This is a genomic window from Formosa sp. F44 (assembly GCF_056238645.1).
Map to the genome: position 1 here is coordinate 1,009,049 of NZ_JBWDLJ010000001.1, position 19,190 is coordinate 1,028,238.

The 19,190-nt window shown below is 33.8% G+C and carries 17 protein-coding genes; 13 read left to right on the top strand and 4 right to left on the bottom strand.

Going from position 1 to position 19,190, the window contains the following annotated elements; genetic code table 11:
* Positions 1-69: 69 nt before the first annotated feature.
* The 7 genes from AC0UBM_RS04305 to AC0UBM_RS04335 all read left to right on the top strand — a co-directional run bounded on the left by AC0UBM_RS04305 (position 70) and on the right by AC0UBM_RS04335 (position 8,185).
* Positions 70-1,335 (top strand): flippase, encoded by a 1,266-nt coding sequence (locus AC0UBM_RS04305; protein ID WP_475687774.1) that lies wholly within the window; start codon positions 70-72, stop codon positions 1,333-1,335.
* A 3-nt stretch (positions 1,336-1,338) separates the two neighbouring features.
* Entirely contained in the window at positions 1,339-2,007 is a 669-nt protein-coding gene (locus AC0UBM_RS04310; RefSeq protein ID WP_475687775.1) for a PrsW family intramembrane metalloprotease, read from the top strand.
* A gap of 44 nt (positions 2,008-2,051) precedes the next feature.
* The gene (locus tag AC0UBM_RS04315) at positions 2,052-3,968 is read left to right on the top strand and encodes a DUF294 nucleotidyltransferase-like domain-containing protein (protein WP_475687776.1); all 1,917 of its coding nucleotides are present in this window, start codon (positions 2,052-2,054) and stop codon (positions 3,966-3,968) included.
* The gene (locus AC0UBM_RS04320; RefSeq protein WP_475687777.1) at positions 3,968-4,630 is read left to right on the top strand and encodes a 3'-5' exonuclease; all 663 of its coding nucleotides are present in this window, start codon (positions 3,968-3,970) and stop codon (positions 4,628-4,630) included. Before AC0UBM_RS04315 ends, AC0UBM_RS04320 begins: the two co-directional genes overlap by 1 nt.
* Before the next feature lie 67 nt (positions 4,631-4,697).
* Positions 4,698-5,183: an acyl-CoA carboxylase biotin carboxyl carrier protein subunit gene (locus tag AC0UBM_RS04325; protein ID WP_475687778.1), complete on the top strand. Its 486-nt coding sequence runs from the start codon at positions 4,698-4,700 to the stop codon at positions 5,181-5,183.
* A 6-nt stretch (positions 5,184-5,189) separates the two neighbouring features.
* Positions 5,190-6,632: an acetyl-CoA carboxylase biotin carboxylase subunit gene (locus AC0UBM_RS04330; RefSeq protein ID WP_475687779.1), complete on the top strand. Its 1,443-nt coding sequence runs from the start codon at positions 5,190-5,192 to the stop codon at positions 6,630-6,632.
* A gap of 11 nt (positions 6,633-6,643) precedes the next feature.
* Positions 6,644-8,185: an acyl-CoA carboxylase subunit beta gene (locus AC0UBM_RS04335; protein ID WP_475687780.1), complete on the top strand. Its 1,542-nt coding sequence runs from the start codon at positions 6,644-6,646 to the stop codon at positions 8,183-8,185.
* Positions 8,186-8,254: 69 nt separating this feature from the next.
* On the opposite strand, the gene AC0UBM_RS04340 is transcribed toward AC0UBM_RS04335, so the two are convergent.
* Positions 8,255-10,027, bottom strand: a complete 1,773-nt coding sequence (locus AC0UBM_RS04340) for an ABC transporter ATP-binding protein (protein ID WP_475687781.1) — start codon at positions 10,025-10,027, stop codon at positions 8,255-8,257.
* Between the two features lie 144 nt (positions 10,028-10,171).
* Here AC0UBM_RS04340 and AC0UBM_RS04345 point away from each other — a divergent pair, with 144 nt between their 5' ends.
* The 3 genes from AC0UBM_RS04345 to AC0UBM_RS04355 all read left to right on the top strand — a co-directional run bounded on the left by AC0UBM_RS04345 (position 10,172) and on the right by AC0UBM_RS04355 (position 13,313).
* A complete protein-coding gene (locus AC0UBM_RS04345; protein WP_475687782.1) occupies positions 10,172-11,170 on the top strand; it encodes an aldo/keto reductase in 999 nt (332 codons plus the stop codon).
* A gap of 103 nt (positions 11,171-11,273) precedes the next feature.
* A complete protein-coding gene (locus AC0UBM_RS04350; RefSeq protein ID WP_475687783.1) occupies positions 11,274-12,497 on the top strand; it encodes a multidrug effflux MFS transporter in 1,224 nt (407 codons plus the stop codon).
* 180 nt (positions 12,498-12,677) lie between these two features.
* Entirely contained in the window at positions 12,678-13,313 is a 636-nt protein-coding gene (locus AC0UBM_RS04355) for a hypothetical protein (protein WP_475687784.1), read from the top strand.
* Here AC0UBM_RS04355 and AC0UBM_RS04360 read toward each other — a convergent pair whose 3' ends face one another.
* Together AC0UBM_RS04360 and AC0UBM_RS04365 are read right to left on the bottom strand one after the other, a co-directional pair.
* Positions 13,314-14,072, bottom strand: a complete 759-nt coding sequence (locus AC0UBM_RS04360; RefSeq protein WP_414034347.1) for an acyl-CoA desaturase — start codon at positions 14,070-14,072, stop codon at positions 13,314-13,316.
* A 59-nt stretch (positions 14,073-14,131) separates the two neighbouring features.
* The gene (locus AC0UBM_RS04365) at positions 14,132-14,704 is read right to left on the bottom strand and encodes a Crp/Fnr family transcriptional regulator (protein WP_414034346.1); all 573 of its coding nucleotides are present in this window, start codon (positions 14,702-14,704) and stop codon (positions 14,132-14,134) included.
* A gap of 334 nt (positions 14,705-15,038) precedes the next feature.
* On the opposite strand from AC0UBM_RS04365, the gene hutI reads away from it, so the two are divergent.
* On the top strand, positions 15,039-16,277 hold the full coding sequence (gene hutI / locus AC0UBM_RS04370; protein ID WP_414034345.1) for an imidazolonepropionase: 1,239 nt from the start codon (positions 15,039-15,041) through the stop codon (positions 16,275-16,277).
* Between the two features lie 70 nt (positions 16,278-16,347).
* Here hutI and AC0UBM_RS04375 read toward each other — a convergent pair whose 3' ends face one another.
* Complete coding sequence (locus AC0UBM_RS04375) at positions 16,348-17,232, bottom strand: chromosome partitioning protein ParA (RefSeq protein ID WP_475687785.1); 885 nt, start codon at positions 17,230-17,232, stop codon at positions 16,348-16,350.
* A 130-nt stretch (positions 17,233-17,362) separates the two neighbouring features.
* On the opposite strand from AC0UBM_RS04375, the gene AC0UBM_RS04380 reads away from it, so the two are divergent.
* Both AC0UBM_RS04380 and AC0UBM_RS04385 read left to right on the top strand, forming a co-directional pair.
* Entirely contained in the window at positions 17,363-18,382 is a 1,020-nt protein-coding gene (locus AC0UBM_RS04380) for an arginase family protein (protein ID WP_475687786.1), read from the top strand.
* 35 nt (positions 18,383-18,417) lie between these two features.
* Positions 18,418-19,188 (top strand): MBL fold metallo-hydrolase, encoded by a 771-nt coding sequence (locus tag AC0UBM_RS04385; protein WP_475687787.1) that lies wholly within the window; start codon positions 18,418-18,420, stop codon positions 19,186-19,188.
* The last annotated feature ends 2 nt before the right edge of the window (positions 19,189-19,190 follow it).

Consider the following 19,190-nt stretch of genomic DNA (forward strand, 5'->3'; position numbering starts at 1 on the left):
ATAATAAATTAGAAGCAAACTTCTTTACACAAGAGTATTTTATATATTTGGCTCCTTATTTATATGTCTATGCCAATTGCTTTTAGCAGAAAAGATTTAAATTCTACCGTCTGGTTTTCATTAGAAAAAGGCATCCAACTGTTTGCAGGTGTATTTATTATACCTAAAATATTCAATACATTAGGCACTATAGACATTGGCAAGCTACATTTTGTAGAGGCACTTTTGGGGATGTTTACACCTATATTTTTTCTTGGCCTCTCGGCCATCTCCATACGAGAAATGGTTTTACACCCAAAAACATGCGAAAAAATAATTGGTACAACATTTACAATGCGATTATTAAGTTGGATTATTCTTAGTATTGGTATATTATGCTACTTAATATTTACTAAAAACGTAGCATTATTTAGTCTATACCTAATTTTGTTATTCGGGTATTTGTTTCGGCTCACCGATGTGTTTGAATTCTATTTCTTAGCAAAGAAACAAGCCAAGTTTATATTTATAAGTAAAATTACGAGTCTAATAATTATTTTATTACTTCAATATTATGGAGTAACACACCATCTAGATGTACTTTATTTTGCTAAAGTTTTAGCATTAGACTTTCTTATTCAAGGCGCTATTTATGGCCTAGCATTGCTAATTAATAAAGGCTTCTCATATAAAAAATTATCTGTTTCTATATCCTTAGGAAAACAGTTACTTAGTATGTCTTTCCCGCTCATGATATCCAGTGGTTTAATTATGTTATATATAGGTATAGACGAACTATTTTTAAAATATTATTATAGCGATCATGCAAATGGAGTTTTCGGTAGCGTTCAATATTTGGTAATTGGTTTAAGTTGGACCATAGGTTTTGCCATAATTAATGCATTATATCCGTCTCTTGCCGAATCTTACAATCAGGATAATAATACCTATAAGATAAAATTTAGACAGTTAACCATAGCCATGATTATATTGGGATTAGGGATTGCTGTATTCTATATAATTTTTGGAAACTATATTTTAAACACGTATTTCTCCGATCAGTATGCAGAAGCTAAATCGCCTTTACAAATCTTTTGTTGGTCTCCGTTATTTATATTTATGGGCATGTTATACGAAAAACATGTACTAACCATAAATAAATTAGAACATGAGGTGTATCGCTTTACCGTAGGATGTATATGTAATCTTATACTCTGTTATATTTTAATTCCATTGTATTACATAAATGGAGCGGCTTTGGCCGTTTTAATAAGTCATTTTATAACCAATATTGTTTACCCTTTCTTACAATTATCATTCAATAATCGAAGTTATTATTTCTCAAAACAAAAATAATATATGCACCTACTTCTACTTGCTCTTGCTCCTGTTTTAGCAATTATAATTTATGTCTACAACAAAGACAAATATGAAAAAGAGCCAAAACTATTTTTGTTTTATAATTTCGTACTCGGTGCTATTGTAAGTATATTAATTACTACAATCTTATCCCTTATATTAAATTACTTTTTACCATTAGATGAGTCTAGCATAGCGCATTTATTTATTAAAGCATTTTTTGTTGTGGCTTTTACCGAAGAATTTAGTAAATATCTAATAATTCGCTATTTTACACAACCCAATAATGCATTTAACGAACCTTACGATGGGATTATGTATGCGGTTATGGTTTCAATGGGCTTTGCCGCTACCGAAAATATTTTTTATGTACTAGATGGTGGTGTTGCATCAGGAATTTTAAGAGCTTTTACAGCCATTCCTGCACATGCTTGTTTTGGAATATTAATGGGATATTTTATGGGAAAAGCCAAATTCTCGAATCATAGAATTAAGCATAATTTACTAGGGCTATTATTTGCTGTAATCTTCCATGGAAGTTACGATTTTTTTCTCTTTATTGATTTTGTACCAGGCATTTGGATAGGTGCCTTTATTTCTCTTGGTGTTGCAATAGTGCTGGCAAGAAATGCAATAAAAAATCATCAAGAAAAATCATATTTTAAATAATAATACTATCTTTAATTTTCGAAAACGCTCATTAAATGAATACGATGAAGAACACGATAGCAGAACGCGTCGCTGATTTTATAAAAAACTTTCCACCCTTCGATTTACTCGATAAGAGTCAACTACTTGAACTTTCTAAAGAAGTTAAAATCAGTTATTTGGACAAAGAAAGTACGGTTTACAATATTAACGATCCGCTACACGATCAATTTTATATGATATACAAAGGAGCTGTTAAGCTTAAGAAATATATCAATGAAAAGCTTGAAACCATCGACCAATTTGATGAAGGAGATGTGTTCGGATTGCGTCCTTTATTTGCAAAGGAGAATTATGCCATTACTTCTATCACCGAAGAGGAGACTATTTTGTATTGTATTCCAATAGAAATTTTCAGCCCTTTTATAGATAACAATAAGAATGTTCGACAATATTTAATTGAGAGTTTCGCGTCTAATACCGAAAATCCATTTTCAAACGAATTTCAGAAAAAGATGCTTGAGGACGATGTGAAATTAGACTTCACAAAAGACATGTTCGAAATGCAACCGGTGCGTCTTATTAAAAATGTTATTACTACTAAGAAAACTTCGAGTATTAAAGAAGCTGCACAGTTAATGACAGAGAATAATGTAGGTTCTATTATTATTGAAGATAAGGAATGCCCTATCGGAATTATTACCGATAAAGATCTAAGACTACATGTTGCTACGGGTAACTACTCGATAAACGACGATGTTTCCAAAATCATGATTTCTCCAGTAAAGTGCTATAAGAAAAATATTACGATTGCTCAGGCTCAAATCACCATGATGAAGCATAAGATCAATCAAATTGTAGTAACTAAAGATGGAACTCCAAGCACAAAGATTTTAGGTGTCTTTTCGGAACACGATATTATCGTAATGAAAGGAACAAATCCTTCAGTCTTAATGAAAGCGATTAAACGTTCTAATTCTACAAAAGAATTAAAGCGTATTCGTGAAAAAATAATGATGCTTTTAGATGGATATATTCAACAAAATATTCCACTTACTCATATAAATAATATCATTTTCGAATTAAACGATGCCACTATAAAACGTGTAGTAGAACGTTGTATCGAAAAAATGGATCAAGTCCCTCCGGTAAAATTTGCTTGGATGTCTTTGGGAAGTCAAGGAAGAAAAGAACAACTTTTGCATACCGATCAGGATAACGCTATTGTTTTTGAAAACACAGACGACGACCATATTGAAGAGGTTAGAACCTATTTCTTAACGCTTGCTAAAAAAGTGAATAAGCGTTTAAAAATGATTGGTTTCGATTATTGCCCTGGTGAAATGATGGCAAAAAACCCAAAATATTGTCTAAGTATAGACGAATGGGAAAATCAATTTTCATCTTGGACCAGAGAGACCGAAGACGACGAACTTCTTTTATGTTCTATCTTTTTCGATTTTGCTTTCACTTATGGAGATATGAGCCTTACTAACCAGTTGGCAGATCATGTTATAGAGATTACAAAAGGGAATTTAATCTTTCAATCTAAATTAGGTGCTAGTTCACTTAAAAGTCCGTCGCCATTAGGATTTTTCAGACAATTTTTAGTAGAACAGGATGGTGAGCACAAAGATCATTTCGATTTAAAGAAAAGAGCCATTATGCCGGTAACAGATGCTGGTAGATTATTAGCCTTACATTATCAAATTAAGCATATAAATAACACCGCCGAACGTTTCGAAAAGTTAGCAGAATTGCTACCGGAAGACCAAGAATTGTTTTACTCTTGTGCCTATGCATCTAAAGCCCTATTAAAATTTAGAACAAAACGCGGACTCCGCCATCACGATAGTGGTCGCTTTATTGCCTTAGCCGAACTATCGAAAGAAGAAAAAATGAAATTAAAACGTTGTTTTAAAGCAATCAATAAAGTTCAAGAGTTGGTTAAACTGAAATTTAATTTAAAGAATTTCATTTAATGAAATGGCTTTTCAGTAATAAAGAAAAATCATATCCTGAGTACTGGACAACATATGAATCCCTTTTTACCACAGCAAAGCAAGAAGACATATACACGTCTACTTATGTTGTTTTAGATACCGAAACTACCGGTTTTAATTACGATAAAGACAGAATGTTATGCATTGGTGCTGTAAAGATTATTGATGGCGTAATTGATGTTAGTACCGCTTTTGAAATATATTTAAAACAAGATTACTTCGATAAGAATACCGTGAAAATACACGGTATTCTTAAAAATGATAAATTTGAAACCCTATCTGAAGAGGATGCTATAATTTTATTTTTAGAGTATATCAAAGATTCTATTCTAGTTGCACATCATGCGTTTTTCGATATTAACATGATTAACATGGCTTTGTCTAGATTAGAGCTTCCTCAACTAAAAAATAAAGTTTTAGATACCATGCTTATTTTCCGTGCGACACGTATTAAATCTAATCTCCTAGATCCAAATAAAAAATATTCGCTAGATGAAGTGGCAGAGTTTTACGACATCGATTTAAGCGACAGACATACGGCCTCCGGCGATGCATTAATTACTGCTATAGCTTTTATTAGGTCTATTCATTTTCTGATTAAAACAAAAGCATACACTTTAAAAGATCTGCTTAAATTGTAAATATCTCTATTCCAAAGGTTACTCATCCTCGTCTATTTTATTATATTTACTAGACAAACAAACAGTTATGAGTAAATCCACCAAAGTAACCGTAAACGATTTACATCAATTCAGTCTTTCTAACGAAGATGTAAATCTATTGGATTGCGTTGAAACCCATCCAAATTCATTTCATATTATTCAAAAGCATAAAACATTTTATGCCGAAATTTCTAAAGAAGATTTTCAGCATAGGGTGTATACGGTTAAAGTTAATGGCACCGAGTATCACGTTAATATTTTAAATGAAACAGATACTATTATTAACGCTATGGGATTGCATATTGGAAGTTCCAAAAAAATAGATTCTATTATTGCCCCCATGCCTGGACTCATTTTAGATTTAAACGTAAAGCCAGGCGATCAGGTTAAAGCCAACGATTCACTACTTATTTTAGAAGCCATGAAAATGGAAAACAATATAATTGCTCCTCACGACGGTGTTATAAAATCTGTTGAAGTAAAAAAAGGACTTACAGTAAATAAAGGAGATCTCCTTATCGAATTTGAATAACGTACTATGAAAAAGATACTTGTTGCCAATCGTGGGGAAATTGCCCTACGGATTATGAAGACGATTAAAAAGATGGGGATTAAAACGGTAGCTATTTATTCTACAATAGATAGACAATCGCCCCATGTTACCTTTGCAGATGAAGCCGTATGCATAGGAGAACCACCATCTAATCAATCGTATTTATTAGGTGAAAAAATTATTGAAATCGCTAAATCTTTAGAAGTCGATGCTATACATCCGGGGTATGGTTTTTTAAGTGAGAATGCAGACTTTGTAAAATTAGTTGAAGCAAACCACCTTATTTTTATTGGCCCAAAGTCCGAATCCATAAAAATTATGGGGAGTAAATTAGCCGCTAAAGAAGCTGTAAAGCATTATAACATTCCCATGGTTCCTGGCACAGACCAAGCCATTACAGATGTTGAGGAAGCTAAAAAAATAGCACATAAAATAGGATTTCCTATACTAATAAAAGCCTCTGCCGGTGGTGGTGGAAAAGGTATGCGTATTGTAAAGAATGAAAATGAGCTAGAAGACCAGATGACACGTGCCATTAGTGAAGCAACAAATGCCTTTGGAGATGGCTCCGTATTTATCGAAAAATATATTGCATCTCCAAGACATATAGAAATTCAGGTTTTGGCAGATAGTTTAGGTCATACTGTCCATCTCTTCGAACGGGAATGCAGTATCCAACGCCGTCATCAAAAAGTAATTGAAGAGGCGCCTTCCACCATATTAACTCCAGAATTGCGTGACATAATGGGAGAAGCCGCTAAAAAAGTAGCAAAAGCATGTAAGTATATAGGCGCTGGTACCGTAGAATTTCTTTTAGACGACTCTAATAATTTCTATTTTTTAGAAATGAACACACGCTTACAAGTGGAGCATCCAGTAACAGAATGGATCACAGGTTTAGACCTTGTAGAGCAACAAATTAAAATTGCACGAGAAGAATCTTTACGTTTAATCCAAGGGCATTTAGAAATTAAAGGTCATGCCATAGAACTGCGCGTGTATGCCGAAGATCCTCAAAATGATTTTCTTCCAAGTGTTGGTCATTTAAAAACCTACCGTATTCCTGAAGGAAAAAACATACGCGTAGATAACGGCATACTAGAAGGTATGGACGTACCTATCTATTACGATCCGTTACTCGCAAAATTAATTACCTATGGAAATACGCGAGAAGAAGCAATAGTTACCATGCTCGATGCCATTGAAAACTACAAAATTGAAGGTATAGAAACCACTTTAACCTTTGGAAAATTTGTGTTTGAAAATAAGGCATTTAGAAAAGGAAACTTCGATACTAATTTTGTTAACCTGTACTATAAACCCGAAATATTAGAACATATTGCTAAAAACGATGCAAAACTAGCTGCTTTGCTTGCGTTGAAACGCTATCAAACCGACCTCAAAAAAGTAAGATTACCTCATAGTTAAACTGAAATTATATGGATTCTAAAATTAAAATTCTATCCGATAAAATAGCAAAAGCACATCTTGGAGGTGGTACAGAACGCATTGATAAACAACATAGCAAAAAAAAGCTAACTGCCCGAGAACGCATTAATTATTTATTAGACGAAAGTTCTTTTGAAGAAATCGGAATATTAGTGACCCACCGTACAACCGATTTTAACATGCAGAAAGAGCAATATTACGGCGATGGTGTTATAACAGGCTATGGCACGATTCATAATAGATTAGTGTATGTTTTTGCTCAGGATTTTACAGTTTTTGGTGGCTCTCTTTCAGAAACTCATGCTGAAAAAATTTGCAAAATAATGGATCTCGCTTTAAAAATGGGAGCCCCATTAATTGGTCTAAACGATTCCGGTGGTGCACGAATACAAGAAGGTGTTCGTTCTCTTGGCGGATATGCAGAAATATTTCATAGAAATGTAAAAGCTTCTGGCATTATCCCCCAAATTTCTGCCATTATGGGGCCTTGTGCTGGTGGCGCCGTGTACTCTCCCGCCATTACCGATTTTACAATGATGGTAGAAAACACTAGTTATATGTTTGTTACAGGACCAAATGTGGTAAAAACGGTAATCAATGAGGAAGTTTCTTCAGAAGCATTAGGTGGCGCACATACCCATGCGACTAAATCGGGTGTGGCACATACCACTTCTACTAACGATGTGGAATGTTTGGAGGCTATTAAATCACTACTAACTTATTTACCTCAAAACAACACAAAAACAACAACTAAAATTCCAACAGAATTAGGCGATGAAATTAGAACACAACTCACAGATATAATACCGGTAAATGCCAACAAACCATACGATATGCATTTGGTAATACACGGTATTACAGATTTGGATTCCTTTTTTGAAATTCATAAAGATTATGCACAGAATATAATCGTAGGTTTTGCCCGTATTGGAGGAAGAAGCATAGGTATAGTGGCCAATCAGCCATTATATTTAGCAGGTGTTTTAGATGTAAACAGTTCTAAGAAAGCCGCTCGTTTTACACGGTTCTGCGACAGTTTTAATATTCCGCTTTTAGTTTTAGTAGATGTCCCTGGGTTCTTGCCTGGAACAGATCAAGAATGGAATGGCATTATTTCTAATGGAGCTAAATTATTGTATGCTTTAAGCGAAGCCACCGTACCTCGTGTTACCGTAATCACAAGAAAAGCATACGGCGGTGCCTACGATGTGATGAATTCTAAACACATAGGAGCCGACATGAATTTTGCATGGCCAAATGCCGAAATTGCCGTTATGGGTGCCAAAGGGGCAAGCGAAATTATTTTTAAAAGAGAAATTAACGAAGCAGACGATCCCATTTCTAAGTTAGCAGAAAAAGAAACCGAATATGCTAAAACTTTTGCAAATCCCTATCGTGCTGCAGAACGTGGCTTTATAGATGAAGTTATTTCACCACAAGATACCAGAAGGAAATTACTTAAAGCGTTTAGTATGCTAGAAGAAAAGAAAGTAGACTTACCAAAACGCAAACACGGTAATATTCCATTATAAATTATAGTCAAAAGAAAAGCCTCTAAAACAGTCACTGTTTTTAGAGGCTTTTCTAATAGATATCTGTTCTTATATTTTAGCTTGATACGTATACAAATCGTAATATCGACCTTGAGATTCTATAAGTTCGTCATGAGTTCCTCGCTCTTTAATACGCCCTTCTTCAATCACTAAAATCTGATCTGCTCTACGAATGGTACTTAATCGGTGTGCAATTACAATGGTGGTTCTATCTTTAGTTAATTCATTCAAACTTTTCTGAATAAATCCTTCACTTTCGGTATCTAAATTAGAAGTTGCTTCGTCTAAAATAATCACTTTCGGATCGGCTAAAATAGCTCTTGCAATAGCGATACGTTGACGTTGACCACCCGATAATTTAACACCGCGCTCCCCTATTAAGGTATCTAATTCATCATCAAAACGATCTGTAAATTCACTCACATAAGCAGAATCTACAGCTTGTAAAAGTTCTGCTTCCGTAGCGTTTGGTCTCGGAAATAGAATGTTTTCTCGAATGGTACCTTCAAACAAGAATTCATCTTGTAATACTACTCCCAAATGTTTTCTAAAACTTTTTAATCGCACTTGAGATAAATCGTAACCATCTACAGAAACCACACCTGATTTCGGATTTAAAAACGTAGCAGATAATCCAGCGATAGTCGATTTTCCAGAACCAGAGCTCCCCACCAAAGCCGTTACAGAACCCGATGGTGCGTCGAAACTAATATTATGTAGGACGTTTTTTCCTTCTTCATAAGCAAAAGAGACATCATTAAAAATCAAATCGCCTTTCATATTTTCAATATCTACATTGCGATTTTCGTTGTCGTCTTCGGCTTCCATATTCATCAGTTCTTCGGTACGATCTAAACCTGCCAATGCCTCTGTTAACTGACTTCCGATGTTACTCATCTGAACAATCGGTGCAATCATAAATCCTAGCAGTAACGTGAAGAACATAAAATCTCCAATAGTTAACTCGCCTTGCATGATTTTATAACCACCAATTCCCATAATACCAGTAGAAGCAATTCCTAAAAGAAATGTAGACGAACTGGTCATAACTGCGGTCGCGGTTAAACTTTTCTTTACATTTTGAAACAATTTATCGACTCCCGATTCAAATGCTTTATTTTCCTGATCTTCGGCATTAAACGCTTTAATCACTCGAACACCGCTAAGGGTTTCTGTTAAACGTCCAGTAACTTCGGCATTAATTACACCACGCTTTCTAAAAATAGGTCTGATATATTTAAAAGCCTTTAGCGCTAGCACTCCAAATACAGCAACAGGGACTAGAACAAATAGAGTCATAGACGGACTAATTCTAATTAATAAAACTAATGAAATAATAGCGGTAAATGTCCCACCAACCAATTGCACTAAACCAGTCCCAATTAAATTTCTAACACCTTCTACATCCGTCATAATTCGAGATACTAAAACGCCTGACTTTGTATTATCAAAAAAGCTAATCGGTAAAGACAGCACTTTTTTCTGCACTTTAGCTCGTAATTCTGATATTAAATATTGTGCTTGTACACTTAAAATTTTGGTCAATAAAAAAGAAGTTACGGCCTGTACTAATATGGCTCCACCAACTACAGCCAACATAGAATATAACTGATCGTAATCTCGGTTTGGAATAATATCGTCAAGTAGTACTTTACTTTTCCAAGGTAAAATTAAGCTTGCTAAACGGCTAAAAACAATTAAAATTAAACCTATAAATACTAGATTACGCTTAGGCCAAATAATGGTTTTAAAGGCTTGGGCCATACTTACCTTTGAAGCCTTTTTTTTATCCCCTTTTATGGGTTGCTTATAATGTCTCATAATTTTATTTAGGGTGTAAAGATAATTTTACTCACTAAACTATTGGTCATTAAAGCAGAAAATTAATATTAAGACTTTCATAAAACGTTTACGTGTTTATATTGGAATTATTAACTTGAACACTCTTAAAAAAACGCACATATTATGGAATATAGAGCATTAGGAAATTCAGATTTAAAATTATCAGCAATCACTTTCGGAGCTTGGGCCGCTGGAGGATGGATGTGGGGAGGAACCGAACAAAACGATGCGGTGAAAGCCATGCAATCGGCATTCGATTACGGAGTTACAACCATCGATACTGCTCCCATTTACGGTATGGGACACAGTGAAAAAATTGTAGGTGAAGCCATTAAAGATTTATCTCGTGACCAAGTTCAAATTGTGACTAAATATGGTTTACGTTGGGATGCCACCGATGGTGAATTTTATGTAAACTCTCAAGATAACGATGGTAAAGACATTGCTATTTATAAAAACGCAAGAAAGGCAAGTATTATAAAAGAATGTGAAGACAGTTTAAAGCGCTTGGGTACAGATTATATCGATTTATATCAGATCCATTGGCCAGATAAAACCACCGAAATTCAGGAAACAATGGAAGCGGTAGCCCAATTAATTAAAGATGGTAAAGTACGATATGCAGGGGTTTCTAATTATAGTGTAGACCAATTAAAAGAGGCTAAAAAGTATGTCGATATTGTATCGAATCAAGTGCCATATAGTATGGTAAATCGTGGTATAGAATCGGATCTTATACCTTATGTACTAGAAAATAACACGTCTATTTTGGCTTACAGTCCGTTACAACGTGGACTATTAACAGGAAAAATAAAGGCTGGACACCAGTTTTCTGAAGGAGATCACAGAAAAAACTTGGCCTTCTTTAAGGATGAAAACTTAAAACAAACGGCACAATTTTTAGATAAATTAAAACCTCTTGCCGAAGATAAACACGCAACACTCTCTCAACTGGTATTGAGATGGACTATCGAACAGCCGGGAATAACAATAGCATTGGCAGGGGCGAGAAATGCCGATCAGGCAATCTCGAATGCCAAAGCTATAGATGTAAAATTATCTTCAGAAGAATTAGAATTTATAAACAAGCATCTAAATCAGGTGAAATTAGATTTAGACTAAAATTAAGATTTAAATCTTAATTTAGATTTTATTAATTATAATCTCATTAATTTATAACCCTAAATTAATGAGATTATACTATTGGAAATGCTACTTTTGACGCATGCAAAAAATCAAAAAGGAATCTCAATTCGAGTTTGTGGCATTAATGGCTTCATTAATGTCTATAGTCGCACTTTCGATAGACGCTTTATTACCTGCTTTTCCGCAAATTGGATTAACCATAGGAAACCAAAACAGCACCGATTTACAATCTTTAGTCACCATGATCTTTTTAGGTTTTGGTGTTGGACAATTAATTTTAGGTCCGCTTTCCGATAGCTTTGGAAGAAAACCGCTTATGTATTCTGGCTTTGCAATTTTTATAATTGCAAGTTTAGTCTGTATTTATTCCACATCAATAGAAGTTATGCTTATTGGACGTGTTTTTCAAGGTATCGGACTTTCTGCACCGCGAACTATTTGTATCTCTATAATTAGAGATTCTCACAAAGGCGATTATATGGCAAGAATGATGTCGTTTGTTACAGCATTCTTTATCCTTGTTCCAGTAATAGCTCCTGCCTTAGGATTATTTATATTACATCACTTTAATTGGCAAAGTATTTTTTATACACAGATCTTTTTTGCCATTATAGTTACGTTTTGGTTTTGGAAACGGCAACCAGAAACCTTGCATCCTGAATTTAAAATACCTTTTAATAATAGAGTGTACTTAAACGGATTTAAAGAATTAATTAGATATAAAGAAGCCATGGCATTTACTATGGTTTCCGGTTTTATTACGGGTGCGTTTATGGTGTATTTAAGTTCGTCTCACCATGTTTTTGAAGATCAATATGGTATGGGAGATAAATTCCCGTATGTGTTTGCAGGCCTAGCAACTACCATAGGAATATCGACACTATTAAACGGTACTTTAGTGGTGCGGATTGGGATGCGAAGATTAGCCTTCTTATCACTTTGTGTATTTAGTTTGGTCTCTACCACATATGTCGTTTTATTCTGGGGAAAACCAAATCCAAGTTTAACTGTACTTATTCCGTTTTTAGGAAGTTTATTTTTTGCCTTAGGTTTTCTATTTGGAAATATAAGAGCTATTGCCATGGAACCTATTGGGCATATTGCAGGAATTGGAGCGGCAATTACAGGATTTATATCTACTTTAATTGCCATTCCGATTGCAACCTTTATCGGTTCGTTTATGACTGATACTGCATTACCGCTATTTGTAGGTTTTTCTATTTGTGGAAGTTTATCTTTGGCAACTTTTACCGTAATGAAACGTCATATATTATATCGAAAACTTAATTTTCGTTCGCATTAGGGATAGAAACGGCATCCTTTTTATGTGCTTTTTACATAAAAAGATATAGTGGATAGCCCGACTTTTTTAACAAAAAAGAATGCCCAAATTAAAGTATATATAGTTGTTAGTTGAAAAAAATAGCTCATCTGGAGTATCTAGTAAATTGTTAACTGAAAAAATTATTTTATCTTTATAAGAATGAAAATAGGCAGTTTACATATTTGGGGAATCTATCTAGGACTTTTTATTTTGTTACAGTCGTGTAGCTCTATTTCTTATTTTAAGAAAAACGATTTACAAGGTGTAAATACTATGGACCAACACACCTATTTACTGAATACTGCAGGAGATTCCATACTATTAAAAGAACAATATTTCGAGTTCACTAAAAATGGTAGAGTAGAATATTCTTACACCTTAAACGCCGATCAAGATACTATACAAACCACTGAAAAGAAGTTATTTTTCGATAAACAAACCTTCCCCGATTTACCGAATTATTATTGTAAAACACGATGGAAAACCAACCAAAGAGAGCGTATAAGTTGCTATTCGCAAAAGAAACATAAACAGAACGAAAAGATTGTACACTATTCTAAAACTGGAAAAACATTAAAAAGTGTAGACCATTTTAAAACATTTAATACGCATTATTACAACTATAAAAACGACGATTTACAAAGTATAGTGATCAAAGACAAATCGGATAACATATTAGACTCGATTGTTACCAAATGCTTGAAATCTGATGTTAAGAACAATTGCATTATTAAAGAACAACGCCACACGTTAACGGATAGTTTAAAGCGGATTTACAGGACCATATCTTACTAATTATACCTCGCGTTTAACGGGAACTAGCGCACTTTTTTTAATCTGAATAAAGCCAAGAGCATTAAGGACTTTCATAATCGCGTAAGTTACATCTAGTTCGTACCAGCGTACGCCACCAAAATTAGCACGTCCACCATATTTATGGTGATTATTATGATACCCCTCTCCCATCATTAAAAAATCGAAAGGCAATAAGTTTTTAGAAGTGTCGCTTACTTTAAAATTTACATAGCCGTAAATATGCGCAAACCAATTAATAATTACACCGTGAATAGGCGCCATAAAAAAGGCTACAGGTAAAAATAACCATTGCCACCATTCGGTTGCAAAAAAGATAAAAAATGTAGTGTATAAACCAGCCCAAACCAATCTAGATACGCGAGAGCTTGCAAAATTATCGAAACGTTTCCATTGCGGTACGTTCTTGGTAAATTTGGCATCGACAGGAACACGTTGTTGATTAATATCTTGATAAATTGTTTTTGTACGCCACATCATAGAAAACACATTACTGTCGTATTTAGGAGAATGCGGATCCTTTTCGGTATCGGCATAAGCATGATGCATTCTGTGCATTACACCATAACCATAAGCACTTAAGTAATTAGATCCTTGACAGATCCAAGTTAAAACATAACAGACTTTCTCACCAAGTTTAGACATTCTAAAGGTTTGATGTGCCGCATATCTGTGAAGAAAAAATGTTTGAAAAAACAAACCAGAGTACCACAGAATAATCATGAAGATAATAATTGTCATTTGCTAAATTTTATACTAGCAAAGAACCAAAATTATTAGGACTAAAATCTGAACATAGGTTAAGAAATTCGTTTTCTTATCCGACTTAACGCTTGGGCGGTGACTCCAATATAGGAGGCTATATATTTTAAAGGAATGTCTTTTAACAAATTTGGGCGTTCAGTAAATAAATTTAAATACCGTTGTTCTGCGCTTTCATTTAATAAGGACTGCTCTCGTTTAGACTTGATTAAAAATAACCGTTCAGAAGATAAACGACCAATTAAGTTCCCAACTTCGGTCTTAGCATAAACTTCCTGCAAGTCGGTATAAGAAACACTCCAAATGGTTAAATCTGTTAAGGCTTCTAAGGCGTATAACGACGGTTTTTGGGTTAAAAAAGAATCGTAAGCACTTATAAATTCATTTTCGAAACAAAATCCAAAGGTAACATCCTTTTCCTCGTCTTCATTCGGAATTAAAAAACGAGCGATCCCTTCCCCTATAAAAGAAATATAACGTTCGGTTTCGCCCACATTTAAAATACGTTGGCGCTTTTTAAATGTTCGTGTTTTAAGTTTTGAAGAAAACAATTTCCAATCGGCATCACTTATTGATACTGTAGATTCTATATAATCTCTGATTTCAATCATGTATCACTTACTAATTTTACTTTGTTTAGGAATGCTAAATTTATGAATTTCATCTTATTTCAACGCCTATTTCTATATGTTTTATGGTCTCTTATTTTAATAACATGAACCTATTTAAATTTGAAAAACTACAGGCTTCATCACAAGAAAAAAACTTAAATAAAAATAAACTTTTCTTTTGATTAAGTCAGAATAATTATTTCAAAGCTTATAGTTTAAATATTACAGCTAAAAAGTATCAAAAAACAGCTGAATTCTTAAAAACCAATGCCCTATCGCCTAACTATACTAAATATATTTTCATAAATTTATGGTGGAAAAAAAATTATATTACATGTCTATACTTATCACCAACATAAAACAGCTAGTACAAACACGAACTCACGGAATTTCTAAAGTTTCTGGTGAAGAAATGAATGAACTACCTTTAATAGAAAACGCTTATTTATTAATTGAGCATGACACTATTGTAGAATACGGCTCGATGAAAAATATAGGTGGCATTATTGCCGAAAAAACTATTGATGCTACCGGGAAAATTGTGTTACCCGCCTGGTGCGACTCTCATACGCATTTGGTGTATGCAGGAAGTAGAGAACAAGAGTTTGCAGACAAAATAATAGGTTTGAGTGCCGAAGAAATTAGTAGTCGAGGCGGTGGTATTTTGAACGCGGCAGAGCTAATAAAAAACACTACAGAAGACGATCTTTATGATCAAGCTGTAGTCCGTTTAAAAAATGTCATGCAATTAGGAACGGGTGCTATTGAAATAAAATCCGGATATGGCATAACTTTAGAATCTGAACTAAAAATACTTCGTGTTATAAAACGATTAAAACAGGATTTCAATATTTTAGTTAGACCGACCTTTTTGGTATCTCTAGCAATCCCAGAAGTCTATAAAGACAATAAAGCGGGATATATAGATGAGGTAGTTAATACCATAATTCCAGAAATAGCCAGAGAACAATTAGTTAAATATATAGACCTTTTCTGCGATGAAGGTTATTTTACTTTAGAAGAAACAGATCGTATTTTGGAAGCTGGTGTTAAACACAGTATGGTACCTAAACTACACGTTAATAAATTTAGTGCCGTTGGAGGTGTTGCCTTAGGAATTAAACATAATGCAAGATCTTTAGATCATCTTGAGCAAATTAAACCTAAAGATATAAAAGCTTTAAAAGATAGTCGCGCCATGCCTGTTGCACTACCGGCCTGCTCCTATTTCTCTAATGCGCCATATACACCTGCAAGAACGATAATAGACTCTGGTTTACCTCTAGCCATTGCTAGTGATTATAATCCAGGAACTTCCCCAAGTGGAAACATGAATTTTGTAGTGAGTACAGCATGTATTAAAATGAAAATGACTCCGGAAGAATCTATAAATGCCGCGACAATTAATGGAGCTTATGCTATGGGCGCTCATAAAATGTTTGGAAGTATTACTAGAGGTAAAAAAGCTAACGTCATAATTACCAAAGAGATCCCTGATTACAAATATTTACCATATGCCTTTGGAGAAAATAATATTGATACAGTTATTATTAACGGAATAATTGTAGAATAAATCAAATTAAACATTAAAAAATCCCGAATGGTTTAAAACCATTCGGGATTTTTTAATGCGTTATTTATTTTTACTTCAGCGTAAAATCTGAAGAAGAAATCAAATTTTTATCATTATAAACATTTACAATATAACGACCTTCTTCAAACTTCTCATCGTCTTTAGGCGCGATAAATTCACACACATTTAAACTAATGTTTTCATAGTTAAAACGACTAATAGTACTATAATTTAAGAATTTCTCTCCAAAAACAACTTGTTCATTTACGCCTAGCACATTGTTTTTAGGGTCGATTACTTGTATATATAATTCTTGATCTCCCGCAGGCACTAAAGTGTTTTTCCCTACAGTAAAGCAAACTCTAAGTTTATCTGTACGTCTAGCACGCTCGGTAGGAATAAGTTTACCAGAATTACGTTCTATAACTCCGAATCCTTTTAAGTTATCGGCACTTAAAACCGTTGCACTTTCTACAACTTCGGCTAATGCCGTATTTTGCATAAGTAACGAATCTGTAAATACATTACGCTCTTCTAATCGTGTTCGTGTACTGTCTAAAGACGTTGCTAACTGATTGTTTTTCGCTTTTAATTGATTGTTTTCGGTTAGTAAAACATCCATTTCCTTTTGTAAATTCAGATATTGTTGCTTGTATTTCCATAAACTTTTCACATTAGTTTCAGAAATCTGAAGCGAATCCATTAAGCCTTGTATACGAGTTCGGGCTTCAACTAAGTTACTATTAGCAACCTTATTTTCGCTAATAGCCACATCGTATTGCTTGGCCATGTTGCTTAAATCTGTCATCACTAATTGTTTTTCTTCTTTTAAATGCGCCTCCGTTTCGTTTTTCTTTTTCATAAGATCAAACGTATAAAAAGCTGTTCCTAAAAATAAAACTAAAGCGATACCTAAAGCTATTTTTAATCCGTTATTTGATGTATTCTGTTCCATAGTTGTTTGTAATTTGATAGTATCTAATTGGTTAACTTATTAAAAGTTCTGTTCTATTCTAATAATATTAAATATAAGTTCTTAAAACAAAAAAAACTGTACTTTTAAGATTTAATTAACCGTATTAAAAATGGATAAACTAGTTGTTTTTGATAATTCTGATCTTTTAAAATTTTTAAGCATTCGCCCATACGAATCTAAATTTGGAGAATACGTAAATCTTCTCCCTCCAGACTGTAATATATACGAGCATATAAAGCATTTAGACGTTGACTATGTGTTAGTCGGACTCCCAGAAGATATTGGGGTATTCGCTAATCATGGCACGCGAGGCGCTTCAAGCACTTGGGACACCACTCTGAAAAGCATTTTAAATGTTCAGAAAAATGATTACACCTTTCCAGAACGTCTTTTAATACTAGGCTATTTAAATTTTGAAAAAGAACTTGAGAAAATCAGTCAGTTAGACCGCTCTATAGATAAAGAACTTGCGAAATCTAGAAAAATTGTATCTAAAGTAGATAAACATGTTTCGCATTTAATTTACACAATTGTTAAGGCAGGTAAAAAACCTATAATTATTGGTGGCGGACAAAACAATAGCTACGGAAATATTAAAGGTACCGCTCTCGCCTTAAACGCACCTATTAATGTTATAAATTTTGATTCGCAAACAAATTTTAGATCCGAGGAAGGCAGACATAGTGGTAATGGTTTTACGTATGCGTTTACAGAAGGGTTTTTAAAGAATTACTACATCTTTGGACTACATGAGAGTTATATAACTCATACCATTTTAAAGACCATTAAAAAGCTGAATCATATTAAATACAGTTCGTACGAAAATATGGAGATTAAGCAATCGTCTTCATTTAAAAAGGAAATACAAAATGGATTAACTTTTATTCAAGACAAACCTTTTGGTATAGAAATAGACTGCAATGCTATTGAAAATATTAGTAGCAATTCCATGTCTTCAAGCGGATTTAGTATTAAAAAAGCGAGACAATTTACACACGTTTTCGGAAAGCAAAACCACGCCCAATATTTACATATATGTGAGGCCTCTCCAACCGAATCGAATGCAGATCAGATTGGTAAACTTATTACGTATTTAATTACAGATTTTATGCAAGCGAATTTAAAATAAATTTATATTTTAACTATTAATCAATACTTTAAACCATGAAACATATCATTTATATTCTTTTAATATCTGTCAGTTTATTTAGTTTTAAATCGTTTAATTCTGCCGATGTAGTGCCTAAAACCTCTATTTCAGAAACGGAAAAAACAACTAAAATAATTCCGATATCGCACGCTACTTTTGTTTTAGAAATTAAAGATCTTACTATTTATGTAGATCCAGTTGGTGGCTTAGAAGCTTTTAAAAATCAAAAAGAACCAAACCTTATTCTTATCACAGATATTCATGGGGATCATTTAAATATTGAAACTTTAGAAAGCGTTACAAAGTCTCATACCACATTAATGGCGCCACAAGCAGTTATAGACAAATTACCCGATCACTTAAAACTACAAACCCAATTGATTACTAACGGAGAAACTAAAACTTTCAAGCATATAACTATTGAAGCCATCCCGATGTATAATTTACGTCCCGAAGCTCTTAAGTACCATGCGAAAGGTAGAGGAAACGGTTATGTACTAAACAACCAAGACCAGCGCATTTATATTTCAGGAGACACCGAAGATATTCCTGAAATGAGAGCTTTAAAAGATATTGACATTGCGTTTGTATGTATGAATTTACCTTATACTATGCCAGTAAGCAGCGCCGCCGATGCTGTTTTAGAATTTAAACCTAAAGAAGTTATTCCTTATCATTACCGCGGGACAGACGGCATGAGTGATGTAAATGCGTTTAAAAGACTAGTAGAATCGAAAGATAGCGAAATAGAGGTTACTTTACTTGACTGGTATTCAAAAAATTAACA

Coding starts and splice junctions, on each gene's coding strand:
- AC0UBM_RS04305 (WP_475687774.1), top strand. CDS start 70: ATGCCAATTGCTTTTAGCAGAAAAGATTTAAATTCTACCGTCTGGTTT.
- AC0UBM_RS04310 (WP_475687775.1), top strand. CDS start 1,339: ATGCACCTACTTCTACTTGCTCTTGCTCCTGTTTTAGCAATTATAATT.
- AC0UBM_RS04315 (WP_475687776.1), top strand. CDS start 2,052: ATGAAGAACACGATAGCAGAACGCGTCGCTGATTTTATAAAAAACTTT.
- AC0UBM_RS04320 (WP_475687777.1), top strand. CDS start 3,968: ATGAAATGGCTTTTCAGTAATAAAGAAAAATCATATCCTGAGTACTGG.
- AC0UBM_RS04325 (WP_475687778.1), top strand. CDS start 4,698: ATGAGTAAATCCACCAAAGTAACCGTAAACGATTTACATCAATTCAGT.
- AC0UBM_RS04330 (WP_475687779.1), top strand. CDS start 5,190: ATGAAAAAGATACTTGTTGCCAATCGTGGGGAAATTGCCCTACGGATT.
- AC0UBM_RS04335 (WP_475687780.1), top strand. CDS start 6,644: ATGGATTCTAAAATTAAAATTCTATCCGATAAAATAGCAAAAGCACAT.
- AC0UBM_RS04340 (WP_475687781.1), bottom strand. CDS start 10,027: ATGAGACATTATAAGCAACCCATAAAAGGGGATAAAAAAAAGGCTTCA.
- AC0UBM_RS04345 (WP_475687782.1), top strand. CDS start 10,172: ATGGAATATAGAGCATTAGGAAATTCAGATTTAAAATTATCAGCAATC.
- AC0UBM_RS04350 (WP_475687783.1), top strand. CDS start 11,274: ATGCAAAAAATCAAAAAGGAATCTCAATTCGAGTTTGTGGCATTAATG.
- AC0UBM_RS04355 (WP_475687784.1), top strand. CDS start 12,678: ATGAAAATAGGCAGTTTACATATTTGGGGAATCTATCTAGGACTTTTT.
- AC0UBM_RS04360 (WP_414034347.1), bottom strand. CDS start 14,072: ATGACAATTATTATCTTCATGATTATTCTGTGGTACTCTGGTTTGTTT.
- AC0UBM_RS04365 (WP_414034346.1), bottom strand. CDS start 14,704: ATGATTGAAATCAGAGATTATATAGAATCTACAGTATCAATAAGTGAT.
- hutI (WP_414034345.1), top strand. CDS start 15,039: ATGTCTATACTTATCACCAACATAAAACAGCTAGTACAAACACGAACT.
- AC0UBM_RS04375 (WP_475687785.1), bottom strand. CDS start 17,232: ATGGAACAGAATACATCAAATAACGGATTAAAAATAGCTTTAGGTATC.
- AC0UBM_RS04380 (WP_475687786.1), top strand. CDS start 17,363: ATGGATAAACTAGTTGTTTTTGATAATTCTGATCTTTTAAAATTTTTA.
- AC0UBM_RS04385 (WP_475687787.1), top strand. CDS start 18,418: ATGAAACATATCATTTATATTCTTTTAATATCTGTCAGTTTATTTAGT.